23 protein-coding genes and 1 tRNA gene are annotated in these 20175 nt (G+C 58.2%); 18 read left to right on the top strand and 6 right to left on the bottom strand.

Translation table 11 applies throughout. From position 1 onward, the window contains the following. The first annotated feature begins 18 nt into the window (after nt 1-18). Complete coding sequence (locus tag C4J85_RS03585; RefSeq protein ID WP_124361204.1) at nt 19-324, top strand: YkgJ family cysteine cluster protein; 306 nt, start codon at nt 19-21, stop codon at nt 322-324. A gap of 129 nt (nt 325-453) precedes the next feature. Here the strand turns inward: C4J85_RS03585 and C4J85_RS03580 are convergent, their stop codons facing one another. The 6 genes from C4J85_RS03580 to hemA all read right to left on the bottom strand — a co-directional run bounded on the left by C4J85_RS03580 (nt 454) and on the right by hemA (nt 5819). Then, entirely contained in the window at nt 454-972 is a 519-nt protein-coding gene (locus C4J85_RS03580) for an acyloxyacyl hydrolase (protein WP_065888032.1), read from the bottom strand. 99 nt (nt 973-1071) lie between these two features. Continuing rightward, on the bottom strand, nt 1072-1878 hold the full coding sequence (gene murI, locus C4J85_RS03575) for a glutamate racemase (protein WP_124365754.1): 807 nt from the start codon (nt 1876-1878) through the stop codon (nt 1072-1074). Next, the gene (locus C4J85_RS03570) at nt 1871-2626 is read right to left on the bottom strand and encodes a molybdopterin-synthase adenylyltransferase MoeB (RefSeq protein ID WP_124365753.1); all 756 of its coding nucleotides are present in this window, start codon (nt 2624-2626) and stop codon (nt 1871-1873) included. Before C4J85_RS03570 ends, murI begins: the two co-directional genes overlap by 8 nt. Further along, nucleotides 2620-3450 carry a peptide chain release factor N(5)-glutamine methyltransferase gene (gene prmC, locus C4J85_RS03565; RefSeq protein WP_124409007.1) on the bottom strand — a complete coding sequence of 277 codons (831 nt, stop codon included), beginning with the start codon at nt 3448-3450 and terminating at the stop codon, nt 2620-2622. The genes C4J85_RS03570 and prmC overlap by 7 nt, the downstream gene beginning before the upstream one ends. Further along, a complete protein-coding gene (gene prfA, locus C4J85_RS03560) occupies nt 3451-4533 on the bottom strand; it encodes a peptide chain release factor 1 (RefSeq protein WP_124361199.1) in 1083 nt (360 codons plus the stop codon). After that, a complete protein-coding gene (gene hemA / locus C4J85_RS03555) occupies nt 4530-5819 on the bottom strand; it encodes a glutamyl-tRNA reductase (RefSeq protein WP_124409006.1) in 1290 nt (429 codons plus the stop codon). Before hemA ends, prfA begins: the two co-directional genes overlap by 4 nt. Before the next feature lie 182 nt (nt 5820-6001). On the opposite strand from hemA, the gene C4J85_RS03550 reads away from it, so the two are divergent. The 17 genes from C4J85_RS03550 (at nt 6002) to hrpT (ending at nt 20156) form a co-directional block, all read left to right on the top strand. Continuing rightward, nucleotides 6002-7726, top strand: coding sequence for a tetratricopeptide repeat protein (locus C4J85_RS03550; RefSeq protein WP_124409005.1), 1725 nt, complete (start codon nt 6002-6004; stop codon nt 7724-7726). Nucleotides 7727-7730: 4 nt separating this feature from the next. Continuing rightward, on the top strand, nt 7731-8348 hold the full coding sequence (gene lolB / locus C4J85_RS03545; RefSeq protein WP_124365751.1) for a lipoprotein insertase outer membrane protein LolB: 618 nt from the start codon (nt 7731-7733) through the stop codon (nt 8346-8348). A 49-nt stretch (nt 8349-8397) separates the two neighbouring features. Continuing rightward, the gene (ispE, locus tag C4J85_RS03540; RefSeq protein WP_256657915.1) at nt 8398-9201 is read left to right on the top strand and encodes a 4-(cytidine 5'-diphospho)-2-C-methyl-D-erythritol kinase; all 804 of its coding nucleotides are present in this window, start codon (nt 8398-8400) and stop codon (nt 9199-9201) included. A gap of 37 nt (nt 9202-9238) precedes the next feature. After that, nucleotides 9239-9313: transfer RNA gene (locus C4J85_RS03535), tRNA-Gln, on the top strand. A 46-nt stretch (nt 9314-9359) separates the two neighbouring features. Beyond that, nucleotides 9360-10301, top strand: a complete 942-nt coding sequence (locus C4J85_RS03530) for a ribose-phosphate pyrophosphokinase (RefSeq protein ID WP_003208392.1) — start codon at nt 9360-9362, stop codon at nt 10299-10301. Nucleotides 10302-10439: 138 nt separating this feature from the next. Continuing rightward, a complete protein-coding gene (locus tag C4J85_RS03525) occupies nt 10440-11045 on the top strand; it encodes a 50S ribosomal protein L25/general stress protein Ctc (RefSeq protein ID WP_124361194.1) in 606 nt (201 codons plus the stop codon). Nucleotides 11046-11213: 168 nt separating this feature from the next. After that, nucleotides 11214-11798, top strand: coding sequence for an aminoacyl-tRNA hydrolase (gene pth / locus C4J85_RS03520; RefSeq protein WP_003188350.1), 585 nt, complete (start codon nt 11214-11216; stop codon nt 11796-11798). Nucleotides 11799-11819: 21 nt separating this feature from the next. After that, nucleotides 11820-12920: a redox-regulated ATPase YchF gene (ychF, locus tag C4J85_RS03515; RefSeq protein WP_057725888.1), complete on the top strand. Its 1101-nt coding sequence runs from the start codon at nt 11820-11822 to the stop codon at nt 12918-12920. A gap of 411 nt (nt 12921-13331) precedes the next feature. Next, the gene (locus tag C4J85_RS03510; RefSeq protein ID WP_124365749.1) at nt 13332-14258 is read left to right on the top strand and encodes a sigma 54-interacting transcriptional regulator; all 927 of its coding nucleotides are present in this window, start codon (nt 13332-13334) and stop codon (nt 14256-14258) included. A 180-nt stretch (nt 14259-14438) separates the two neighbouring features. Beyond that, the gene (locus tag C4J85_RS03505) at nt 14439-14645 is read left to right on the top strand and encodes a hypothetical protein (RefSeq protein ID WP_124409003.1); all 207 of its coding nucleotides are present in this window, start codon (nt 14439-14441) and stop codon (nt 14643-14645) included. Nucleotides 14646-14758: 113 nt separating this feature from the next. Beyond that, nucleotides 14759-15121: an EscI/YscI/HrpB family type III secretion system inner rod protein gene (locus C4J85_RS27615; RefSeq protein ID WP_256657863.1), complete on the top strand. Its 363-nt coding sequence runs from the start codon at nt 14759-14761 to the stop codon at nt 15119-15121. A 6-nt stretch (nt 15122-15127) separates the two neighbouring features. After that, nucleotides 15128-15949 (top strand): type III secretion system inner membrane ring lipoprotein SctJ, encoded by an 822-nt coding sequence (gene sctJ / locus C4J85_RS03495; RefSeq protein ID WP_124369510.1) that lies wholly within the window; start codon nt 15128-15130, stop codon nt 15947-15949. 151 nt (nt 15950-16100) lie between these two features. Continuing rightward, nucleotides 16101-16505 carry a type III secretion protein gene (locus C4J85_RS03490; RefSeq protein WP_256657451.1) on the top strand — a complete coding sequence of 135 codons (405 nt, stop codon included), beginning with the start codon at nt 16101-16103 and terminating at the stop codon, nt 16503-16505. Nucleotides 16506-16507: 2 nt separating this feature from the next. Further along, complete coding sequence (gene sctL, locus C4J85_RS03485; RefSeq protein WP_124409001.1) at nt 16508-17125, top strand: type III secretion system stator protein SctL; 618 nt, start codon at nt 16508-16510, stop codon at nt 17123-17125. Nucleotides 17126-17563: 438 nt separating this feature from the next. Further along, on the top strand, nt 17564-17806 hold the full coding sequence (locus C4J85_RS27610) for a hypothetical protein (protein ID WP_256657862.1): 243 nt from the start codon (nt 17564-17566) through the stop codon (nt 17804-17806). A 14-nt stretch (nt 17807-17820) separates the two neighbouring features. Beyond that, nucleotides 17821-19956, top strand: a complete 2136-nt coding sequence (sctC, locus tag C4J85_RS03475) for a type III secretion system outer membrane ring subunit SctC (RefSeq protein WP_124408999.1) — start codon at nt 17821-17823, stop codon at nt 19954-19956. Further along, on the top strand, nt 19953-20156 hold the full coding sequence (hrpT, locus tag C4J85_RS03470; RefSeq protein ID WP_124369505.1) for an HrpT family type III secretion system protein: 204 nt from the start codon (nt 19953-19955) through the stop codon (nt 20154-20156). The genes sctC and hrpT overlap by 4 nt, the downstream gene beginning before the upstream one ends. The last annotated feature ends 19 nt before the right edge of the window (nt 20157-20175 follow it).

Raw genomic sequence — 20175 nt, 5'->3', positions numbered from 1 at the left:
GGCTTACACTGCGCGCCTATGACCAACATCCCTCACATTCAAATCACCGAACCCGCCGTCACCTGCTCGACGTGTGCGGCCTGCTGTTGCCAGTTGGAAGTCATGCTGATCACCGACACCGGCGTGCCGCAGCGCTATATCGATACCGACGACTGGGGCGGCGAAGTGATGCTGCGCCTGGATGACGGCTGGTGTGCGGCGCTGGACCGGAACACGATGATGTGCACGATCTATGAGCTTCGGCCGTTGATATGCCGGGAATTCGAGATGGGGGCGCCGGAGTGCCTGGAAGAGCGTGCAGGTATTGCTACGGTCTATCGCTGATACTGAAATGCGTAGGGATCCAAATGTGGGAAGGGGCTTGCTCCCGATAGCGGCCTGTCAGTCAAATTAAGAGTGACTGACATGACGCTATCGGGAGCAAGCCCCCTCCCACATGGATTTGCTGTGTCTTTACAGCGGCATGGTGTAGTGCAGCGCGTAGCTCTCTACCCCATCGTTGTTGCTGCTGATTCCGGCGTTGGAATAATGCGTGGCGCGAATGCCCACTTCATGCCCGCCGGCAAACCGCAGGCCGAAACCCAGGCGGTCTTCGAACTGGAAGGACTGGCCGATGTTGTTGTCTTCCAGTTTGGTGCGGGAGAACAACGCCACGCCGATCCCGGCTTCGATATAAGGTTTGACCGACTCGCCGGCAAACTCATACACAAACACCGGCGAGAACGACAGGCTGCTGGCGCCTGCACGGTCATCACCTTCCCAATACGTATAAGCGCCGCTCCAGTAGCCTGTCAGGCGACCGACATTGCTCTGCATCCAGCTTTTGTCCCAATCCGAGGTCAGGCCCAGACGGTAGGTCAGCGTTGAATCGCTGGTGCTGCCCAGCCCGAACTCCAGGCCGGCGGCCTGGGTGGTAATAGAGTGTCCCACCATCACAGCCGCAATAGCAGCCATACAGAACAAGCGCTTCATAGAAACTACCTTTGCGAACGAAGTTGTTGGTTATTTACAGGCCATCTCGCTATAGAAGCTGACGTAGAGCCAGAAGTTCAGCGAGATTTCACGAAATTTTCACGAGGCGAAGCTTCGCACAACTCCAGGATGTTTCCAAAGTGTCGGTAGGATATTTCTTAGGTGATACACATCGCCGCTGGTCCAGAACTGCGCAGGCAGCGGTGAAGAGGCCGATGCGCCGCTGGCCAGCAAGCCGCGTTCGCCCAGTAAGCGCTTGAGCTGGCGCGCGACGGCGGCGCCGGTGTCGATCAGGATGATGCTCGGGGGCAGCATCTGCGCCAGCAGTGGCTTGAGGAAAGGGTAGTGGGTACAGCCGAGGATGATGGTGTCGCAGCCAGCGCTGAGCAGCGGTTCGAGGTAGCCCTGCAATAACTGGCGCAGCGCCGGGCTGTTCAGATCGCCGGTTTCAATCAGCTCTACCAGGCCCGGACAGGGTTGGGTAATTACCCGCACGTCGGTGGCGAAGCGGTCGAGCAAGGCGGCGAACTTGGCGCTTTGCAGGGTGCCGGTGGTGGCCAGCACGCCGACCACCCCGCTGCGCGTCGCGGCAGCCGCCGGTTTTACCGCAGGCTCCATGCCGACCAGGGGCCAGTCGGGGTAGTCCTGGCGCAAATCGGCAACAGCGGCGACCGTCGCGGTGTTACAGGCAATCACAAACGCCTTGGCCCCCTGCCCGCGAAAAAACTCGGCGACCCGGCGCGAGCGTTCGCGGATGAAGGCCGGGGTTTTCTCGCCATAGGGGATGTGCCCGCAATCGGCCACGTACAACAGTGACTCCTGGGGTAACAACTGCTGGATTTCCTCCAGTACCGACAAGCCGCCGACCCCGGAATCGAACACACCGATGGGCGCGTCGTTAACCATGTTGCGTCCCGCACACGCTGCAACCAGGGTCGCGTTTGACGCGCAACTCACGAAAGCGCGTGGTCAACGCGTCGATCAGCAACAAGCGCCCCACCAACGGTTCGCCGAACCCGGCCAGCAGCTTCAACGCTTCCAACGCTTGCAGGCTGCCGACCAGCCCCACCAGAGGGCCGACCACGCCGGCTTCACTGCAGGTCAGTTCGGTGTCGCTGCCATGCCCGTATAAGCAGTGGTAGCACGGGCTTTCGGGGCGACGTGGGTCGAAGACCGACAACTGCCCTTCAAGGCGAATCGCCGCGCCACTGATCAAGGGTTTGCCGGCCATCACACAGGCCGCGTTAACCGCCTCGCGAGTGGAAAAGTTGTCGCTGCAATCAAGCACCACGTCGACGGCAGCGACGGCTGCCGCCAACGAATCGGCATCCAGCGCGGAACGGTGGGCGAGCAGCGCGACCTCGGGGTTGAGGGCGCTCAGCCGCCCCATGGCCGAATCGACCTTGGCCTGCCCCACGCTGTCGGTATCGTGGATGATCTGGCGCTGCAGGTTGGTCAGGTCGACCGTGTCGAAATCCGCCAGATGCAACTCACCTACGCCAGCGGCGGCCAGGTACAGCGCAACCGGCGCACCCAGCCCGCCCAGGCCGACGATCAGGGCGCGGCTGTTTTTCAAGCGCAACTGGCCGTCGATGTCCACATGCTGCAACAGAATCTGTCGGCTGTAGCGCAACAGCTCCTGGTCGCTCAGCACGGGCGACGTCCCAAGGTGATGCGTTCATGGCCGCCGAGGTCAATGCGGCTGTGCACCTCTTCAAAGCCTTCACTGAGCAACAGCTCGCGCACGGCCGAAGCCTGGTCGTAACCATGCTCCAGCAACAGGCGGCCACCGGCATTCAAGTGAGCCGGGGCCTGTTTGATGATCAGGCGCAGGTCGTCCAGCCCATCATCACCAGCCACCAGCGCGCTGGCCGGCTCGAAGCGCACATCGCCGGCTGCCAGGTGTGGATCGTTGGCGGCGATATACGGCGGGTTGCTGATGATCAGGTCATAGGTATCGCCTTGCAACGCGCCGAACCAATGGCTAGTGAGCACCACGGCGTTATTGAGGTGCAACCGCTGGCGATTGCGCTCGGCCAAAGCCACCGCTTCGAGCACGCGGTCGACGGCCGTGACCTGCCACATCGGCCGTTCACTGGCCAGGGCCAGGGCGATGGCGCCGCTGCCGGTGCCCAAATCCAGGACCTGCGCGGGCGTGGCCGGCAACAATTCCAGGGCGGTTTCCACCAGCAGTTCGGTATCCGGACGCGGGATCAGCGTGTGAGGGGCGACCTCCAGGTCCAGCTTCCAGAAGCCTTGCTGGCCGAGGATATAAGCCACCGGCTCACCGCCGCGACGGCGTTGCAGGTAGCCGGCAAAGGTCAGGGCGTGCTCGCTGCTGACGATCTTTTCCGGCCAGGTGTGCAGGTAGCTGCGGGACTTGCCCAACGCAGCGGCCAGCAGCAATTCGGCATCCAGGCGCGCGGTGGGCGAGTCGGGCAGGTCGGCGGCGCGCAACAGGCTGGCGATGATGGTCATTTATTCACCTATCGCCGCCAATTGATCGGCTTGGTATTCGGCGAGCAGCGGCTCGATCACGGCATCGACGCCACCGGCGAGAATTTCATCCAGGGAATACAGGGTGAGGTTGACCCGGTGGTCGGTGACCCGGCCCTGGGCAAAGTTGTAGGTGCGGATGCGCTCGGAACGGTCGCCCGACCCCACCAGCAACTTGCGCTCGCTGGCAATCGCGTTGGCGGCGGCGCTGGTCTGCTGGTCATTGAGCTTGGCCGACAGCCAGGACATCGCCCGCGCACGGTTCTTGTGCTGGGAACGTTCTTCCTGGCATTCCACCACAATGCCGGACGGCAAGTGAGTGATGCGGATCGCCGAGTCGGTCTTGTTGACGTGCTGGCCGCCCGCGCCCGACGAGCGGTAGGTGTCGACGCGCAAGTCCGCCGGGTTGATCTCGATCGCTTCCTGCTCGTCCGGCTCGGGCAACACGGCCACGGTGCACGCCGAGGTATGGATACGGCCCTGGGACTCGGTCGCCGGAACACGCTGCACACGGTGCACGCCGGATTCGAACTTCAACTTGCCGTAGACGTTATCGCCCTCGACCCGCGCGATGACTTCTTTATAGCCGCCGTGCTCACCTTCGTTCTCGGACAGGATTTCCACGCGCCAGCCGCGGCGCTCGGCGTAACGCGAGTACATGCGGAACAGGTCGCCAGAGAAAATCGCCGCCTCGTCACCACCGGTGCCGGCGCGGATCTCGAGGAACACGTTGCGTCCGTCGTTAGGGTCTTTGGGCAGCAACATGCGCTGCAGGTCGCCTTCCAGCTCGACGAGCTTTTCCTTGGCCTCGCGCACTTCTTCCACGGCCATTTCGCGCATGTCCGGGTCGCTGTCTTTGAGCAGCGCCTGGGCGCCCTCGAGGTCGGCCTGCACCTTGAGCAGGTTTTTGTAGGTGGCCACGATGGGCTCGACTTCGGCGTATTCCTTGGAATAGGCACGGAACTTAGTTTGATCGGCAATGATCTCGCCATCGCCGAGCAAGGCGGTCAGTTCTTCGAAACGGTCCTGGAGCACATCCAGTTTATTGAGCAGTGACGCTTTCATTGCGGTTTTTTATCCGAAGAGCTGTCTGACGCGCCCTCACCGAGGGCAAAGAGTTCCTGGGCCATGGCCAGCGCATCGAGGCGGCCTTCGGCAGTCAATTTTTTAAGCTGTACGCTGGGGGCGTGGAGCAGCTTGTTGGTCAGGCCACGGGCCAACTGCATCAACACGTCTTCGGCGCTGCTGCCATTGGCCAACAAGCGCTGGGCCTTGATCAGCTCCTCATCGCGCAGGCGTTCGCCCTGCTGACGATACGCCTTGAGCACATCCACCGCCGCCAGTTCACGCAGGCGCACCATGAAATCTTCAGCGCCGGTGCTGACCATTTCTTCAGCGGCCTGGGCGGCGCCCTGGCGACTCTTGAGGTTTTCGGCGACCACTTCGTGCAGATCATCGACGCTGTAGAGGTAAACGTCGTCCAACTCGCCGACTTCTGGTTCGATATCCCGGGGGACGGCGATGTCCACCATAAAGATCGGCTTGTGCTTGCGCAGCTTCAACGCGCTCTCGACCGCGCCCTTGCCCAGGATCGGCAACTGGCTGGCGGTGGAGCTGATGACGATGTCACTGCGCACCAGCTCGGCCGGGATATCCGACAGCAGCACGGCATGCGCACCGAACTGCTCGGCGAGGGTGCTGGCGCGCTCAAGGGTGCGGTTGGCCACCACAATGCGCTTCACACCCAGCTCGTGCAGGTGACGAGCAACCAGTGTAATGGTTTCGCCGGCACCGATCAGCAATGCCTGGCTGCGCTGCAAGTCACTGAAAATCTGCTTGGCCAGGCTGACAGCGGCAAACGCCACGGAGACCGGGTTCTCGCCGATGGCTGTGTCGGTGCGCACCTGCTTGGCGGAATTGAAGGTGGCCTGGAACAGGCGACCCAGCAGCGGGCCGACCGTGCCGGCCTCGCGGGCCACGACATAGGCTGATTTCATCTGGCCAAGAATCTGCGGTTCGCCCAGCACCAGCGAATCGAGACCGGCCGCCACGCGCATCATGTGACGAACGGCCGCATCGTCTTCGTGCACGTAGGCACTGGCGCGCAGGTCATCGAGGCTCAAATGGTGGTAATCGGCCAGCCAGCGCAGCACGACATCGGCAGACAGGTGTTCCTGCTCTATATAAAGCTCACTGCGATTGCAGGTCGAAAGGATTGCAGCTTCGCGGCTGTCGGTAAGCCGGCAGAGCTGCTGCAAGGCCTCAACCAACTGCTCTGGCGTAAACGCTACGCGCTCGCGCACGTCTACCGAGGCAGTCTTGTGGTTAATACCGAGTGCGAGAAAGGCCATTCACTATCGCTGATGATGTCGGGAAGCCGACAATTGTCCTACTTCGAAAGATCCAGAACAACCACCGTCGTCTATTGTCCCTATACGTTGTGCCTATAAAGGCATCCATTGAGACTCGGTTATGTTTGGCCGAAGGCTTGTGTCATGATGATCCGACCGCAGGTTAGTCGTCCTCTTCCTATATGAATAGATCTTCCGCGTTGCTCCTTGCTTTTGTCTTCCTCAGCGGCTGCCAGGCCATGGCCCCCGTGTCGCCGGACGCTAGAGCGCCGGTGGAAGACAGCACCCCCGCCCCTGAAAAGCCCAAGGTTTATTCCTCGTTCAGCGAAGAAACGGTCTACAGCCTGCTGACCGCAGAACTGGCCGGCCAGCGTAATCGTTTCGATATTGCCCTGGATAACTACGTGACCCAGGCCATCAATACCCAGGACCCCGGTATCTCGGAACGCGCGTTTCGCATCGCCGAGTACCTGGGCGCCGACCAGGCCGCGCTGGACGCCTCGCTGATCTGGGCAAAAAATGCCTCGGACGACCTGGAAGCCCAACGGGCGGCAGCTGTGCAGCTGGCACGCGCCGGGCGCTATGACGATTCCATGGTCTACATGGAAAAAGTCTTGCAGGGCAAGGGCGACACGCATTTCGACTTCCTTGCGCTGTCGGCCGCCGATACCGATCAGGACACGCGCAATGGCCTGATGAAAAGTTTCGACCGCCTGCTGCAAAAGCATCCGAAGAACAGCCAGCTGATTTTTGGCAAAGCCTTGCTGCTGCAGCAGGACGATGAAGCCGACGCCGCCCTCAAGCTGCTGGAGCAGAACCCGCCGGAAGACGGTGAGATTGCACCGATCCTGCTACGCGCCCGCCTGCTGCAGAACCTCAACCGCGGCAAGGAAGCGATTCCACTGCTGGAAAAAAGCATCAAGAAATATCCGGACGACAAGCGCCTGCGCCTGACTTACGCGCGGATGCTGGTTGAGCAGGATCGAATGGAAGACGCCAAGGTGCAGTTCGCCAATCTGGTCCAGCAATACCCGGACGATGACGAACTGCGTTATTCCCTCGCGCTGGTGTGCCTGGAAGCCAAGGCCTGGGATGAGGCCAAGGGTTATCTTGAAGAGCTGGTCGCGCGCGAAAGCCATGTGGACTCGGCGCACCTGAACCTGGGCCGCATCGCTGAAGAACGCAACGACCCGCAAGCGGCCTTGCTCGAGTACGCCCAGGTCGGCCCGGGCAATGATTACCTGCCGGCCCAGTTGCGCCAGGCCGATATTCTGATGAGCAACGGTCGTACCGACGAAGCGGAGAAACGCCTGGCCGCGGCCCGCGATGCCGAACCGGACTACGCGATCCAGTTGTATCTGATCCAGGCCGAGACCTTGTCGGCCAACAACCAGGGCGAACGCGCCTGGAAATTGTTGCAACAAGCGTTGCTGCAATACCCCGACGACCTCAACCTGCTCTACACCCGCGCCATGCAGGCAGAAAAACGCAACGACCTGGCGCAGATGGAAAAAGACCTGCGCCTGATCATCAAGCGCGACCCGGACAACGCCATGGCCCTCAACGCCCTGGGCTACACCTTGTCCGACCGCACAACGCGCTACGCCGAAGCCAAGGTGCTGATCGAACAGGCCCACAAGCTCAACCCGGAAGACCCGGCCGTGCTCGACAGCCTGGGCTGGGTCAACTATCGCCTGGGCAACCTCGACGAGGCCGAGCGCCTGCTGCGCCAGGCACTGGAGCGCTTCCCCGACCAGGAGGTCGCCGCCCACCTGGGCGAAGTGCTGTGGGCCAACGGCAAGCAACGCGAAGCGCGACAAATCTGGGAAAAATTCCTCAAGGAACAACCCGAAAGCCCCATCCTGCGCGGCACCATCAAGCGCCTGACCGGATCCGAGACCCTATAAGCTTATGTTCTTGCGCCACGTTATCGTTTTCAGTTTCATCGCCCTGCTCGCCGGTTGCGCGGGCGTAGGCAACCGCGAATCCGTTGAAGGCCAGGGCAACCCGGCACAATGGCAACAGCACAAGGACCAGCTCAGCAGCATTGACGGCTGGCAGATCGAAGGCAAGGTCGGGGTGCGCGCACCGAAAGATTCCGGCAGCGGCACCTTGTTCTGGCTGCAACGCCAGGATTACTACGATATTCGTCTTTCAGGCCCGCTGGGTCGCGGTGCCGCTCGCCTGACCGGTCGACCGGGGCAAGTCAGCCTTGAAGTGGCCAACCAGGGCCGCTACGAAGCGACCTCGCCGGAAGAACTGCTGGAGCAGCAGATCGGTTGGAAGCTGCCTGTTTCACACCTGGTCTGGTGGGTGCGCGGCCTGCCCGCGCCGGACAGCAAAAGCCGCTTGAGCCTCAATGGTGACAGTCGCCTGGCCTCCCTGGAGCAGGACGGCTGGCAGGTCGAGTACCTGAGCTACGTGCAGCAGAACGGCTACTGGCTGCCCGAGCGCATCAAACTGCACGGCACCGACCTTGACGTCACGCTGGTGATCAAGGACTGGCAACCGCGTAAATTGGGGCAATAACGTGACTGTCGCAAAACTCACGCTGCCCTCTCCCGCCAAACTCAACCTGATGCTGCACATCCTGGGCCGTCGTGAAGACGGCTACCACGAGTTGCAGACGCTGTTTCAATTTCTCGACTACGGCGATGAACTGACCTTCGCCGTGCGTGACGATGGCGTGATCAAGCTGCACACCGCGTTCGAAGGCGTGCCACACGACAGCAACCTGATCGTGAAGGCCGCGAAGAAACTTCAGCAGCAATCCGGCTGCCCACTCGGCATCGATATCTGGATCGATAAGATCCTGCCCATGGGCGGCGGTATCGGTGGCGGCAGTTCAAATGCCGCGACCACCCTGCTCGGGCTCAACCACTTGTGGCAACTGGGCTGGGACCTTGATCGCCTGGCCGTACTGGGCCTCACACTCGGCGCCGACGTCCCGGTTTTCGTGCATGGGCATGCCGCATTTGCCGAGGGTGTGGGGGAGAAACTGACCCCCGTGGAGCCCGAAGAGCCGTGGTATATCGTGCTGGTGCCGCAAGTATCTGTAAGTACAGCAGAAATTTTTTCAGATCCGTTGTTGACACGTAACTCTTCTCCCATTAAAGTGCGCCCCGTTCCCAAGGGAAACAGTCGAAATGACTGCTTACCGGTTGTAGCAAGGCGTTATCCAGAAGTACGTAACGCTTTGAATTTGTTAGGTAAATTTACCGAAGCAAAATTAACCGGAACTGGAAGTTGTGTGTTTGGGGGCTTCCCAAGCAAAGCTGAAGCTGATAAAGTCTCGGCCCTTCTTACAGAGACCCTTACAGGGTTTGTAGCAAAAGGAAGCAACGTTTCGATGTTGCATCGCAAGCTGCAAAATCTGCTCTAAAAGGAATCGAGTGTTAGGCACTCGTTGCAACAGATACAGGGGCGTCGCCAAGCGGTAAGGCAGCAGGTTTTGATCCTGCCATGCGTTGGTTCGAATCCAGCCGCCCCTGCCATTTTCTAATACTCATCCAGGTTACCCTCAGCCTCTAGGTACTGCGCGTGTCCAAGATGATGGTCTTTACGGGGAATGCCAACCCCGATCTGGCTCGACGTGTCGTACGTCAGCTGCATATCCCTCTCGGTGACATCTCTGTCGGTAAATTCTCCGACGGCGAAATTACTGCCGAGATCAATGAAAACGTTCGCGGTAAAGACGTCTTCATTATTCAGCCGACCTGCGCTCCGACCAACGATAACCTGATGGAACTCGTCGTGATGGCTGATGCCTTCCGCCGCTCCTCAGCGACTCGAATCACAGCTGTAATCCCTTATTTTGGTTATGCCCGTCAGGATCGCCGTCCGCGCTCCGCACGTGTGGCCATCAGCGCGAAAGTCGTTGCTGACATGCTGACCGTGGTAGGTATCGACCGTGTTCTCACGGTTGACCTGCACGCTGACCAAATCCAGGGGTTCTTCGATATTCCTGTAGATAACATCTACGGCTCCCCCGTCCTGGTGGATGACATCGAAGACCAACGCTTTGAAAACCTGATGATCGTGTCCCCGGACATTGGTGGCGTCGTGCGTGCACGAGCTGTCGCCAAATCCCTGGGCGTGGACCTCGGTATCATCGACAAACGCCGCGAGAAAGCCAATCACTCTGAAGTGATGCATATCATCGGTGATGTCGAAGGGCGTACCTGTATTCTGGTTGATGACATGGTCGACACCGCCGGCACCCTGTGCCACGCGGCGAAAGCCTTGAAAGAGCACGGTGCCGCAAAAGTCTTCGCCTACTGCACACACCCTGTGCTGTCGGGCCGAGCGATCGAGAACATCGAGAACTCCATGCTGGACGAACTGGTGGTGACCAACACCATCCCGTTGTCCGCTGCAGCTCAAGCCTGTTCGCGTATCCGTCAACTGGATATCGCACCGGTAGTTGCCGAAGCGGTTCGCCGCATCAGCAACGAAGAATCGATCAGCGCGATGTTCCGCTAAGGGTCAAACCTGCGGACCATTTCACTGACGAAAAGCGCCCCGCCCCAGCATTCCGCTGGGGCGGGGCTTTTTTGCCCATATCGCCTTTAGCGCTGGTCGCAAACGCTGGGGCGAATGTGGTTATTTTGGAGATACAACATGAACGATTTTACTCTGAATGCTGAAGTGCGTTCCGACCTGGGGAAAGGTGCGAGCCGCCGCCTGCGTCGTCTCGCAAGCCTGGTTCCAGCTGTAGTTTACGGTGGCGACAAAGCCCCTGAATCCATCAGCATGCTGGCTAAAGAAGTTGCCAAACTGCTCGAAAACGATGCTGCCTACAGCCACGTTATCGAACTGAACGTTGGCGGCACCAAGCAGAACGTGATCATCAAAGCCCTGCAACGTCACCCGGCCAAAGGCCACGTGCTGCATGCTGACTTTGTACGCGTTATTGCCGGCCAGAAACTGACCGCCATCGTTCCAGTGCACTTTGTTGGTGAAGAAGCTCCGGTCAAGAAAGGTGGCGTTGTTTCCCACACTACTACCGAGCTGGAAGTAAGCTGCCTGCCGAAAGACCTGCCTGAGTTCATCGAAGTCGACCTGTCGGCTGCTGAAATCGGCACCATCATTCACCTGTCCGACCTCAAGGCCCCTAAAGGCGTTGAGTTCGTTGCACTGGCTCACAACGACGACAAGGCTGTTGCCAACGTCCACGCGCCACGTGTTGTAGCAGAAGATGAAGCAGGCGAAACCGCTGCCGAGTAATGCTCTGTGCAGCGTCGGGGCTTGAGGAAACATCGCGGACCGAAACGTAGCGAGAAAGCGGGCGATAACGCGAAGTTTATCTCTGGATAAGTGAGCTCCTGTCGTCCACTTTCGCCGCACGTTGGTTGCGGCGATGTTATCCACAACTCCAAAGGAAGGGCCCCTGTCGTGACCGCCATTAAACTGATCGTTGGCCTGGGAAATCCAGGCGCCGAATACGAACAGACCCGGCATAACGCGGGGGCCCTTTTTGTTGAGCGCATCGCCCACGCCCAAGGCATCAATCTTGTGGCCGATCGCAAATATTTTGGCCTGACCGGGCGCTTCTCGCACCAGGGTCAGGATGTTCGTCTGCTGATTCCCACCACCTACATGAACCGCAGCGGCCAGGCTGTCGCGGCGCTTGCGGGGTTCTTCCGGATCAAACCCGAGGAAATCCTGGTGGCCCATGACGAACTGGACCTGCCACCCGGCGTTGCCAAGCTCAAGCTGGGCGGCGGGCATGGCGGGCACAATGGCTTGCGCGACATCATCGCGCAGTTGGGTAATCAGAATAATTTCTACCGTCTGCGGCTCGGCATTGGCCACCCAGGCGTTGCCAGTATGGTTTCAAATTTCGTCCTGGGTCGTGCGCCACGCGCCGAACAGGAAAAACTCGATGCCAGCATCGACTTTGCCCTCGGCGTGCTGCCGGATATCTTCGCCGGTGAATGGAACCGTGCGATGAAAAACCTGCACAGCCAGAAGGCCTGACTTTTACCGAGGGGAAACACCATGGGATTCAATTGCGGCATCGTCGGCCTGCCCAACGTCGGCAAATCCACCCTGTTCAACGCCCTGACCAAGTCCGGTATTGCAGCGGAGAACTTCCCCTTCTGTACCATCGAGCCCAACAGCGGCATCGTGGCCATGCCCGACCCACGCCTGGCTGCACTGGCGGCCATCGTCAATCCCAAGCGCATCCTGCCGACTACCATGGAATTCGTCGACATCGCCGGCCTGGTAGCGGGCGCCTCGAAAGGTGAAGGCCTGGGCAACAAGTTCCTGGCCAACATCCGTGAGACCGATGCCATCGCCCACGTGGTCCGCTGCTTTGAAGACGAGAACGTGATTCACGTCTCCAACAGCGTTGACCCTAAGCGTGACATCGAGATCATCGACCTGGAACTGATCTTCGCCGACCTCGACAGCTGCGAGAAACAACTGCAGAAAGTCGCGCGCAACGCCAAGGGCGGTGACAAGGACGCAGTAGTCCAGAAAGGCCTGCTGGAGCAGTTGATCGCTCACTTCACCGAAGGCAAGCCGGCGCGTAGCCTCATGAAGAACATGAGCACCGACGAAAAAGCCGTGATCAAGGGTTTCCACCTGCTCACCACCAAGCCTGTGATGTACATCGCCAACGTCGCTGAAGACGGCTTTGAGAACAACCCGCTGCTGGACGTGGTCAAGGCCATCGCCGACGAAGAAGGCGCGATCGTGGTCCCCGTGTGCAACAAGATCGAAGCGGAAATCGCAGAGCTGGATGACGGCGAAGAAAAAGACATGTTCCTCGAGGCCCTGGGCCTGGAAGAGCCTGGCCTGAACCGCGTGATCCGCGCCGGCTACGAAATGCTGCACCTGCAGACCTACTTCACCGCCGGTGTCGAAGAAGTCCGCGCCTGGACCGTCAAGGTTGGCGCCACCGCGCCACAGGCCGCCGGCGTGATCCACACCGACTTCGAAAAAGGCTTTATCCGCGCTGAAGTGATCGCCTACAACGACTTCATCCAGTACAAGGGCGAAGCGGGTGCAAAGGAAGCCGGTAAATGGCGTCTTGAAGGTAAGGAATACATCGTCAAGGATGGTGATGTGATGCACTTCCGTTTCAACGTGTAAGAATTGCCTGCGGTTTTTGACGCCGCAAAAATGAGCCGATGCATTGCATCGGCTTTTTTGTGGGCGTTAGAGCGCCGCGCAAATAAAATACTTCCTATGAAGAAACAAACTTTGCAAGCATGACATCTGCTGATACGTTTTTAACTTCAAACGCTCGCCGCACATTAACCGTTATCCCTCGTTAAAAAACTCGCCATTTAAAATTAATCGCTATTAATTCAGGATTTCTCTTACACCCAACTTGCCTGACACTTCTAATCTTCACTTGAAATCCTTTATCGCTTGAGCATTCATACTTTTCATTTTGCCTGCTGCTTTAACAGGATCATGACAAGCCAAAAAAATCCTGTTTAACTAACGCTAATGGAGACAGCCCTTATCGAGTGGCTACCGCAATGGACCAAAGCATTTATGTCGACGCTCAGTCAGAATAAACCTATAACAGATATAACTTTTTCTGATTGCCCGAACATCGAAACGACTGTTAACAGCACAGCCGCTCTCGATATAGATATTCTGCTGATGGGAGAAACAGGTACCGGTAAAGATACACTGGCACAACGTATTCACCACCTGTCACGCCGCAAAGGAAACTTCGTTGCGGTCAACTGTGCGGCCATCCCGGAAAGCCTTGCCGAAAGCCAGTTGTTCGGCGTCAACAGCGGCGCCTACACGGGCGCCATGCAATCTCGAGCCGGATTCGTTGAAGCGGCACACTTGGGCACCTTATACCTCGATGAAATCGACAGCATGCCACTGACGTTGCAAGCCAAGCTGCTACGGGTATTGGAGTCTCGCGGGGTTGAGCGTTTGGGCTCGACCCGATTCATACCAGTGGACATGCGAGTGATCGCCTCTGCTCAGCACGCGCTGCACGACATGGTCGAGCAAGGTACCTTCCGGCGAGACCTGTACTTTCGCTTGAATGTTGTCAGCATTCATCTTCCGGCTTTACGGGAGCGGCGAGAGCGGATTATACCGATGTTCCTCGACATGATTGAGCATGAGGCTGAGCACTTCAAACTCCCCGCTCCGCCCCGTCCCGGCAAGTGGTTGTTACAACAGTTGCTGTGTCATTCCTGGAAGGGCAATGTGCGCGAGTTACGTTCTACGGCGAAGCGTTTTGTACTGGGCCTGCCACCGCTCTCAGCAACGGTGATAACGCGCCAGGAACGGGAAATGAGCCTGAAGGCCCGCTTGCATCAGATGGAGAAATCGCTGATTGAGGAGTCTCTTCGTCAAAACGACCGCTGTGTCGACAGTGTGGCGATAGAACTAGGAGTAGCCAAAAGAACGCTCTACCACCGGATGAAGCATCTGGGCGTTTCGCTGAGCTGAGAATCGCCACGACCTATACCGCTATCAACTTACATTTTTTGAAACATTCCGCTCGGAACCCCATGGAACGCAAAAATCTCTTGAACCACTTAAATGATGGAAAGGCACTACGGTTATACAAAAATTTTTTAGCGTATTGCTGACCCCAGTAAAAATAACGTTATCTACGGAGAAAATGATATGACTATTCCTAGTGGATCTTCCTATTCACCTTATGCGGGCGGTTTTGGCGCTGGCAGTGGCGGTATGTCTGCGCAGGATGCCGACGCTGGCTTGGAAGCCTCTGAACGCAAGAAACGCGCAGACGGTGTAAAAAACGCGTTCAAAGCGGCAGAGAACGCCAATACCAGTGGTATCAAATCGGCTGTCGACGCCCTGCGTTTGTAACCGCCTGAACGTATCTGGCCTTTCCGGCAGCCTCTGCCGGGAGGGCCATTTAAGTGCAGACTCCATTACCGACTATCAACACCGCATTGGCAACTACTCACCCACGGGGCTGCATGATGATAGAAGTTATAAAGCCTGCTGACGCCAGACTGCCGGGCGCCTACAGAACAGAAGAAGTGTTCGCCTCAAGCACAGATGTGAACTTTTTCAATTCGGCCATGACGCCATCTGCCTATACGAGCCCGACAGTTGATCAGCCAACGCCAAAAAACCTGTTGACCGACACCGCAGGCAAGCTAACCGGCGTAACTGAACGTATGTCCAAAAGTTTGCGTGCACTCGGCAGCACAGACAAACTTGACGAGGCCCGAAAATACCCAGGCCAACTCTCCGACGCATTATTGCTTCAGCTAATGTTGACGAAGTGTGTTGGTAAAACCGCGCAGTGCATTGATAAAATCAGCAACCTCCAGTAGGTCAACATGACGCGCACGTTGTTTACTGCATTAACCCTGTCTTTCACACTCATGCTAAGTGGCTGCAGTGAACGTGTCGAACTCCACCGGCAATTAACGGAACAAGAGGCCAACGAAGTTGTAGCAGAACTGGCGGACAAACATATTCGTGCGAGCAAGGTTCCCGCAAAAGACGGCGTTGTCGTAGTAGTCAATGCCATCGATATTGCAAGGGCCGTACGAACGCTGGAGGCCGTTGGACTACCTCGGGCAGCACGCGCTACGTTGGGCGACACTTTTCGTAAGGAAGGCGTCATCTCGACGCCACTGGAAGAACGAGCACGCTACATCTACGCCCTGTCCCAGGAGTTGGAAACCACCTTATCGAACATTGATGGGGTCATCGTGGCCAGGGTCCATGTGGTACTGCCTGAGCGAGTGGCGCCGGGCGAGCCTGTCCAACCGGCCTCCGCGTCGGTGTTTATCAAACATGATCCGCGGCTTGACCCCGACAATATCAGGGCCCGTGTGCGCAGGCTGGTTGCCAGTAGCATACCCGGCATGGCCACGGCGCTCGATAATCCGCAGAAACTGACCGTGGTATTCGTGCCAGCGACAGCTTATACGGAACAACAAAGCCTGGTTTACTTCGGGCCGTTTCTGGTCCCAGGCGACGACCTTGGTTTTTGGCGAGCCAGCGTGACGGTCTCGCTATTGGTCCTGGCGCTTATGGTGTCGGCCACCCTGTTCTGGCAGAAGCGAAAACAGCGAGCCACGCCCGAACCTGTCTTGCACGCTCAAACGCACGCGCGGTCCCCTGACATGCCCGCGCATTCAAACAATGAGTAACCTCGCATGGGCCCGATGGTGGGCAGCCCCCTGGTTATATGCGCACGCAGACTGGAAAAGCACGCATACCCATGCGGCGCTTGTAGACGTTCATCGCCGCGGGCTAGTCGCAACGGGTACACATTACGGTATAACTCCCTGCCTGCCGACAATGCCTGACCCCGCCTTACTCCAATTGGCAATTGCCTCATGCGAGCAACTTGAGCTGGGGCTGGCGCTGATCGACGGTATCTGCCGGCCCAGCTACGCAGCAGCATTGGATGAGCACCATCTTCTGTGGTGTAACAGCCTGTCCAAGGCGCTATGCCTGGATATCGTGCAACCGGATAAGGATCCGTTGCAGTTGTTGCGCGCTTGGATCCCACCCGCGGCCTGGCAACGGATAAGGCTACGCTTTGCACGCCGACGCGTGCTTGATCTGGAAGAAATGCCACTGGCGCTCAATGGATCGCACAGTCGGCTCGATACCCTCTGGCACGCCGTGGTGTGGCGTATAGGCACGCTGAACCTTAACAGCAGTGCTTGCGAGTCATGGCCGCAGCCGCAAGGAGATTAACGATGCTATGTCGACGTACGATCAACTCGCCTGGCGCTACGCCGCCTCTCCCGGGAAGCCTGATTTCCGGTGAAACCCTGGCCAGTTATACCCAGGCCAGTGATGTGATAGAGCAGGCAAAGGCTGGTGCCAGACAATTGCTGAGGGAAGCACACGAACAACGGGAACGCTCGCTTGAACAAGCAGGGTTTGAAATATGGCAGCGTGCCGATGCCCAACTCAAACGCTGGGAAGCAGAGCGTCAGGTCCTCTTTGAAAACCTCGAACGATGCGCCACTTCAATTGCCAACCAGGCTATTCACCTTTTGCTTGAGCAAACGTCCCCACCTCAACGTATCGGAGCCCTGATCAAGCAGTTGCTGGCGTGCCAAATCCCTGCAATCAAGGCGACATTACTTTGTAATCCACATGACCTCGAGACGGTGAGGCGATGCCTAGACAGCAGCGGTAGTCATCACTGGTCGCTGCGCGCAGCAAACTCGATCGAGCCTCAAACGCTGTTATTGAATACCGATGAGGGAGATTTCCGGATTGACTGGATCTCTATGGTCAAGGCCGTCATGAGCAACGATGAAAGCCCTTCGACAACGGACGACGGGGACATATTTCTTAACATATAAGACGCAACACATGGAACCATTTCGAAATAAAAGCCATAAAGGGTTACACACCCAGAAAGGCACCTCACATGAACTTTTTCGACAGCCTTAGAGATAGACTTGTCAGAGACGCAAAACACGTTAAACGTGAGGTCGACTCTGCGGTAAACAATTACTCCGGGTCAGAGCAGGACGCGGACTTGTTTTATGACCTTGTGGTAAAACACCGCAAGTCTGAATACCTCATCAATGAACAGACCCGCGTAAAGTTCATGCTAATGAAGTCTGCTCTGGACAGCGCCCAGTAACATGAAAGAGCTACTTGCCGAGTGTTTGAGAAGTGGCGGCGCAGAGTTGAGGTTATTCGAAAACGACGACGAAATCGTCTTGCGTCACCGTCCGGACACTCTTCTGCTAAGTGTCCAACTGACCCAACAACTCCCGAATAAATCAGTGCTGATGACGTGGATGCGACTGGGCGCAATAAGCCTGCACCACTTCCAGGGTGCTCTCGCTCAGCACCCAACCAGCGGTGAACTCTGGCTGGTTCATTGCCTGCATAAGCCCCACGGCGAACAGCCTCTGCAACGCTGTATAGAGTCCCTGCTCAACCAACGCGATACCTGGCGGGCAACCTTTGCACGCCTGAACAAGCCGACCCATCCGCTCAGCCCCACCTCGCTACGTTCGTTGTCGCACTAATCAGGGAAACAGCTATGTATAAGAACCTCTTCAAGCGCAACAGCTCGCGCGTTAACCCGCCTGAGACTTCGTTCAGACGTGCCCACTTCAGGTGCCTGATCGCGCTCGCCGGTTTGCTCGCTCCGGTGCTCAGCGCCTTTGCTGCCATCCCTCCCGAGTGGAAAAACACCGCCTACGCCTATGAGGCCGAACACAAGCCTCTACGCGAAGTGCTCGAGGACTTCGCCCAGACCTTCGGCACGCAACTGCAAATCGAGGGCCTGCTGGAGGGCGACGTCAATGGCAAGATCCGAGCGAACACACCGCAGTCGCTGCTGGACAGACTGGGCGTCGAACACCGCTTCCAGTGGTACATGTACAACAACACACTGTTTATCAGCACACTGGACCAACAAGAGTCCGCGCGCCTGGAAGTCTCTTCCGAGACGGTTTCCGACCTCAAGCAGGCGCTAACTGATATCGGTCTGCTCGACAGTCGCTTCGGCTGGGGCGAGTTGCCGGAAGACGGCATCGTTCTGGTATCCGGCCCCAAAAGCTACATCGAACAGATCAAGCAATTCAGCAGCCAGCGTCGCTCTGCGGATGAAAAACAGAGCGTGCTGACGTTCCCGCTGAAATTCGCCAATGCCGCAGACCGCCAGATAGAGTATCGCAGCGAAAAAATCGTTATCCCTGGCGTTGCCAGCATGCTGCGCGGGCTATTGGAGCCGCGCTCCGGCACGACGCTTTCCGGGCTGGCCCAACGTTCTCCGTCCCAGTCCCAGCCCGCACCGGTCACGCCCAGCTTTGCGCGCTTGGGCAACCCGCTGCTGGGGCAAATGCTCAGTGCACCTGCCCCGGATGCCGGCATGTCGATTACGCCTCGGGCGCCAGTGGGCACCAGCCGGATCCGCGTCGAGGCGGATGTGCGTAACAACGCCATCCTGATTTATGACTTGCCGGAGCGACAAGCGATGTATCGCGAGTTGATCAGCCAACTGGATGTCGCGCGCAAGCTGGTGGAAATCGATGCAATCATCCTCGACATCGAGCGCACGCAATTAAATGAATTCGGTATCAAGTGGGGCTTTCAGAACAGTCGCTTCCGTGGCGGCGTCAACATGGCGCCCGGTACCGCATCACAATTATCGATCGGACGTCTTGATCGCTTTTACGCCGATATCCGCGCGCTGGAGTCCCGCGGGCTGGCAACCATGGTCTCCAATCCCTCGGTGCTGACCCTGGAAAACCAACCGGCGATCATTGACTTCAACCGTACTCAATACCTGACTGCCGGCACCAGAAACGCGACGATCCTGCCCATCACCGTGGGCACCAGCTTCCAGGTGGTTCCCCGAGTGATCACCAGCCGGGGCGGTCATCAGATCCATCTGGCGATAGACATCGAAGACGGTAACTTTGACGAGTCCAACCCCGAACGTATTGGCCCGGATGTACGCCGAGGCAAGGTCAGCACCCAAGCCGTGATGGCAGAAAAGCGCTCGTTGGTGGTGGGCGGGTTCCACGTCACCGAAAGCACCGATAAACAAAACAAGGTCCCCGTGCTGGGGAACATACCGTTACTGGGCAAGGCGCTGTTCTCCTCGACCGAACGGCAGAATAACCGGCGTGAGCGGCTGTTCATCCTGACCCCGCGAGTGATCGGCGATCAGTCTGACCCTTCGCGCTATTTGCCTCAGGACGATCAGGTCGAACTGCAAGCTGCGCTCAAGCCATTGGCGCGGCGCTACGCCCCCCATCAGCCGGTGATTAACCGCAGCGATATCACCAGCACCCTGGCGCATCTGGTCAGCGGCGAAGTGCCCAAGGCGTTCAAGGCCGAACCTATGCCGCTGGGGCTGAACACGTTGTGCAGCACCCGCGACTTGCTGGCGCTGAATACTGAGCGCAGCCAATGGTATGCAGGCCCGCACTACAACGTGGCGGTGGTGGTGCTGCGCAATCAGTTCAAGCGCAATGTGCGCATCGATGAGAAGGAATGCAGCAATTCGCAAACGCTGGCAGTCACCGTCTGGCCGCGTGCCTGGCTCAAGCCTGGTGAAGAAGCTGAAGTGTTTATCGCCATGCGTCCGGTCATCAAGGATGAACATCTGAGTGTGCCACGCCCTTCCCTGATCACCCCACTCCCAACCCGGACACCTACACCATGAACCACAAACTGATGCATGCCGCGCTTATGGCTGCCGTACTGCTTGTTACCGGTTGCACATCGACCTGCAAAGGCGACTCCTGCTCACGTCCGCAATCGAGCAAAGACAAGATGGTGGTCTGGTGGCCCCCGCAGATGCGCGTCGAACCTGGCCCGGCCGGGGAGCGTTCGGACTATCAGACCGTGTCCTTGGAGCGATGAGCGTGGAGGCAGGCGCCCC

This window comes from Pseudomonas sp. R4-34-07, assembly GCF_003852375.1.
Taxonomy (GTDB): Bacteria; Pseudomonadota; Gammaproteobacteria; order Pseudomonadales; family Pseudomonadaceae; genus Aquipseudomonas.
This window is presented reverse-complemented; position numbering and strand designations above follow the sequence as displayed.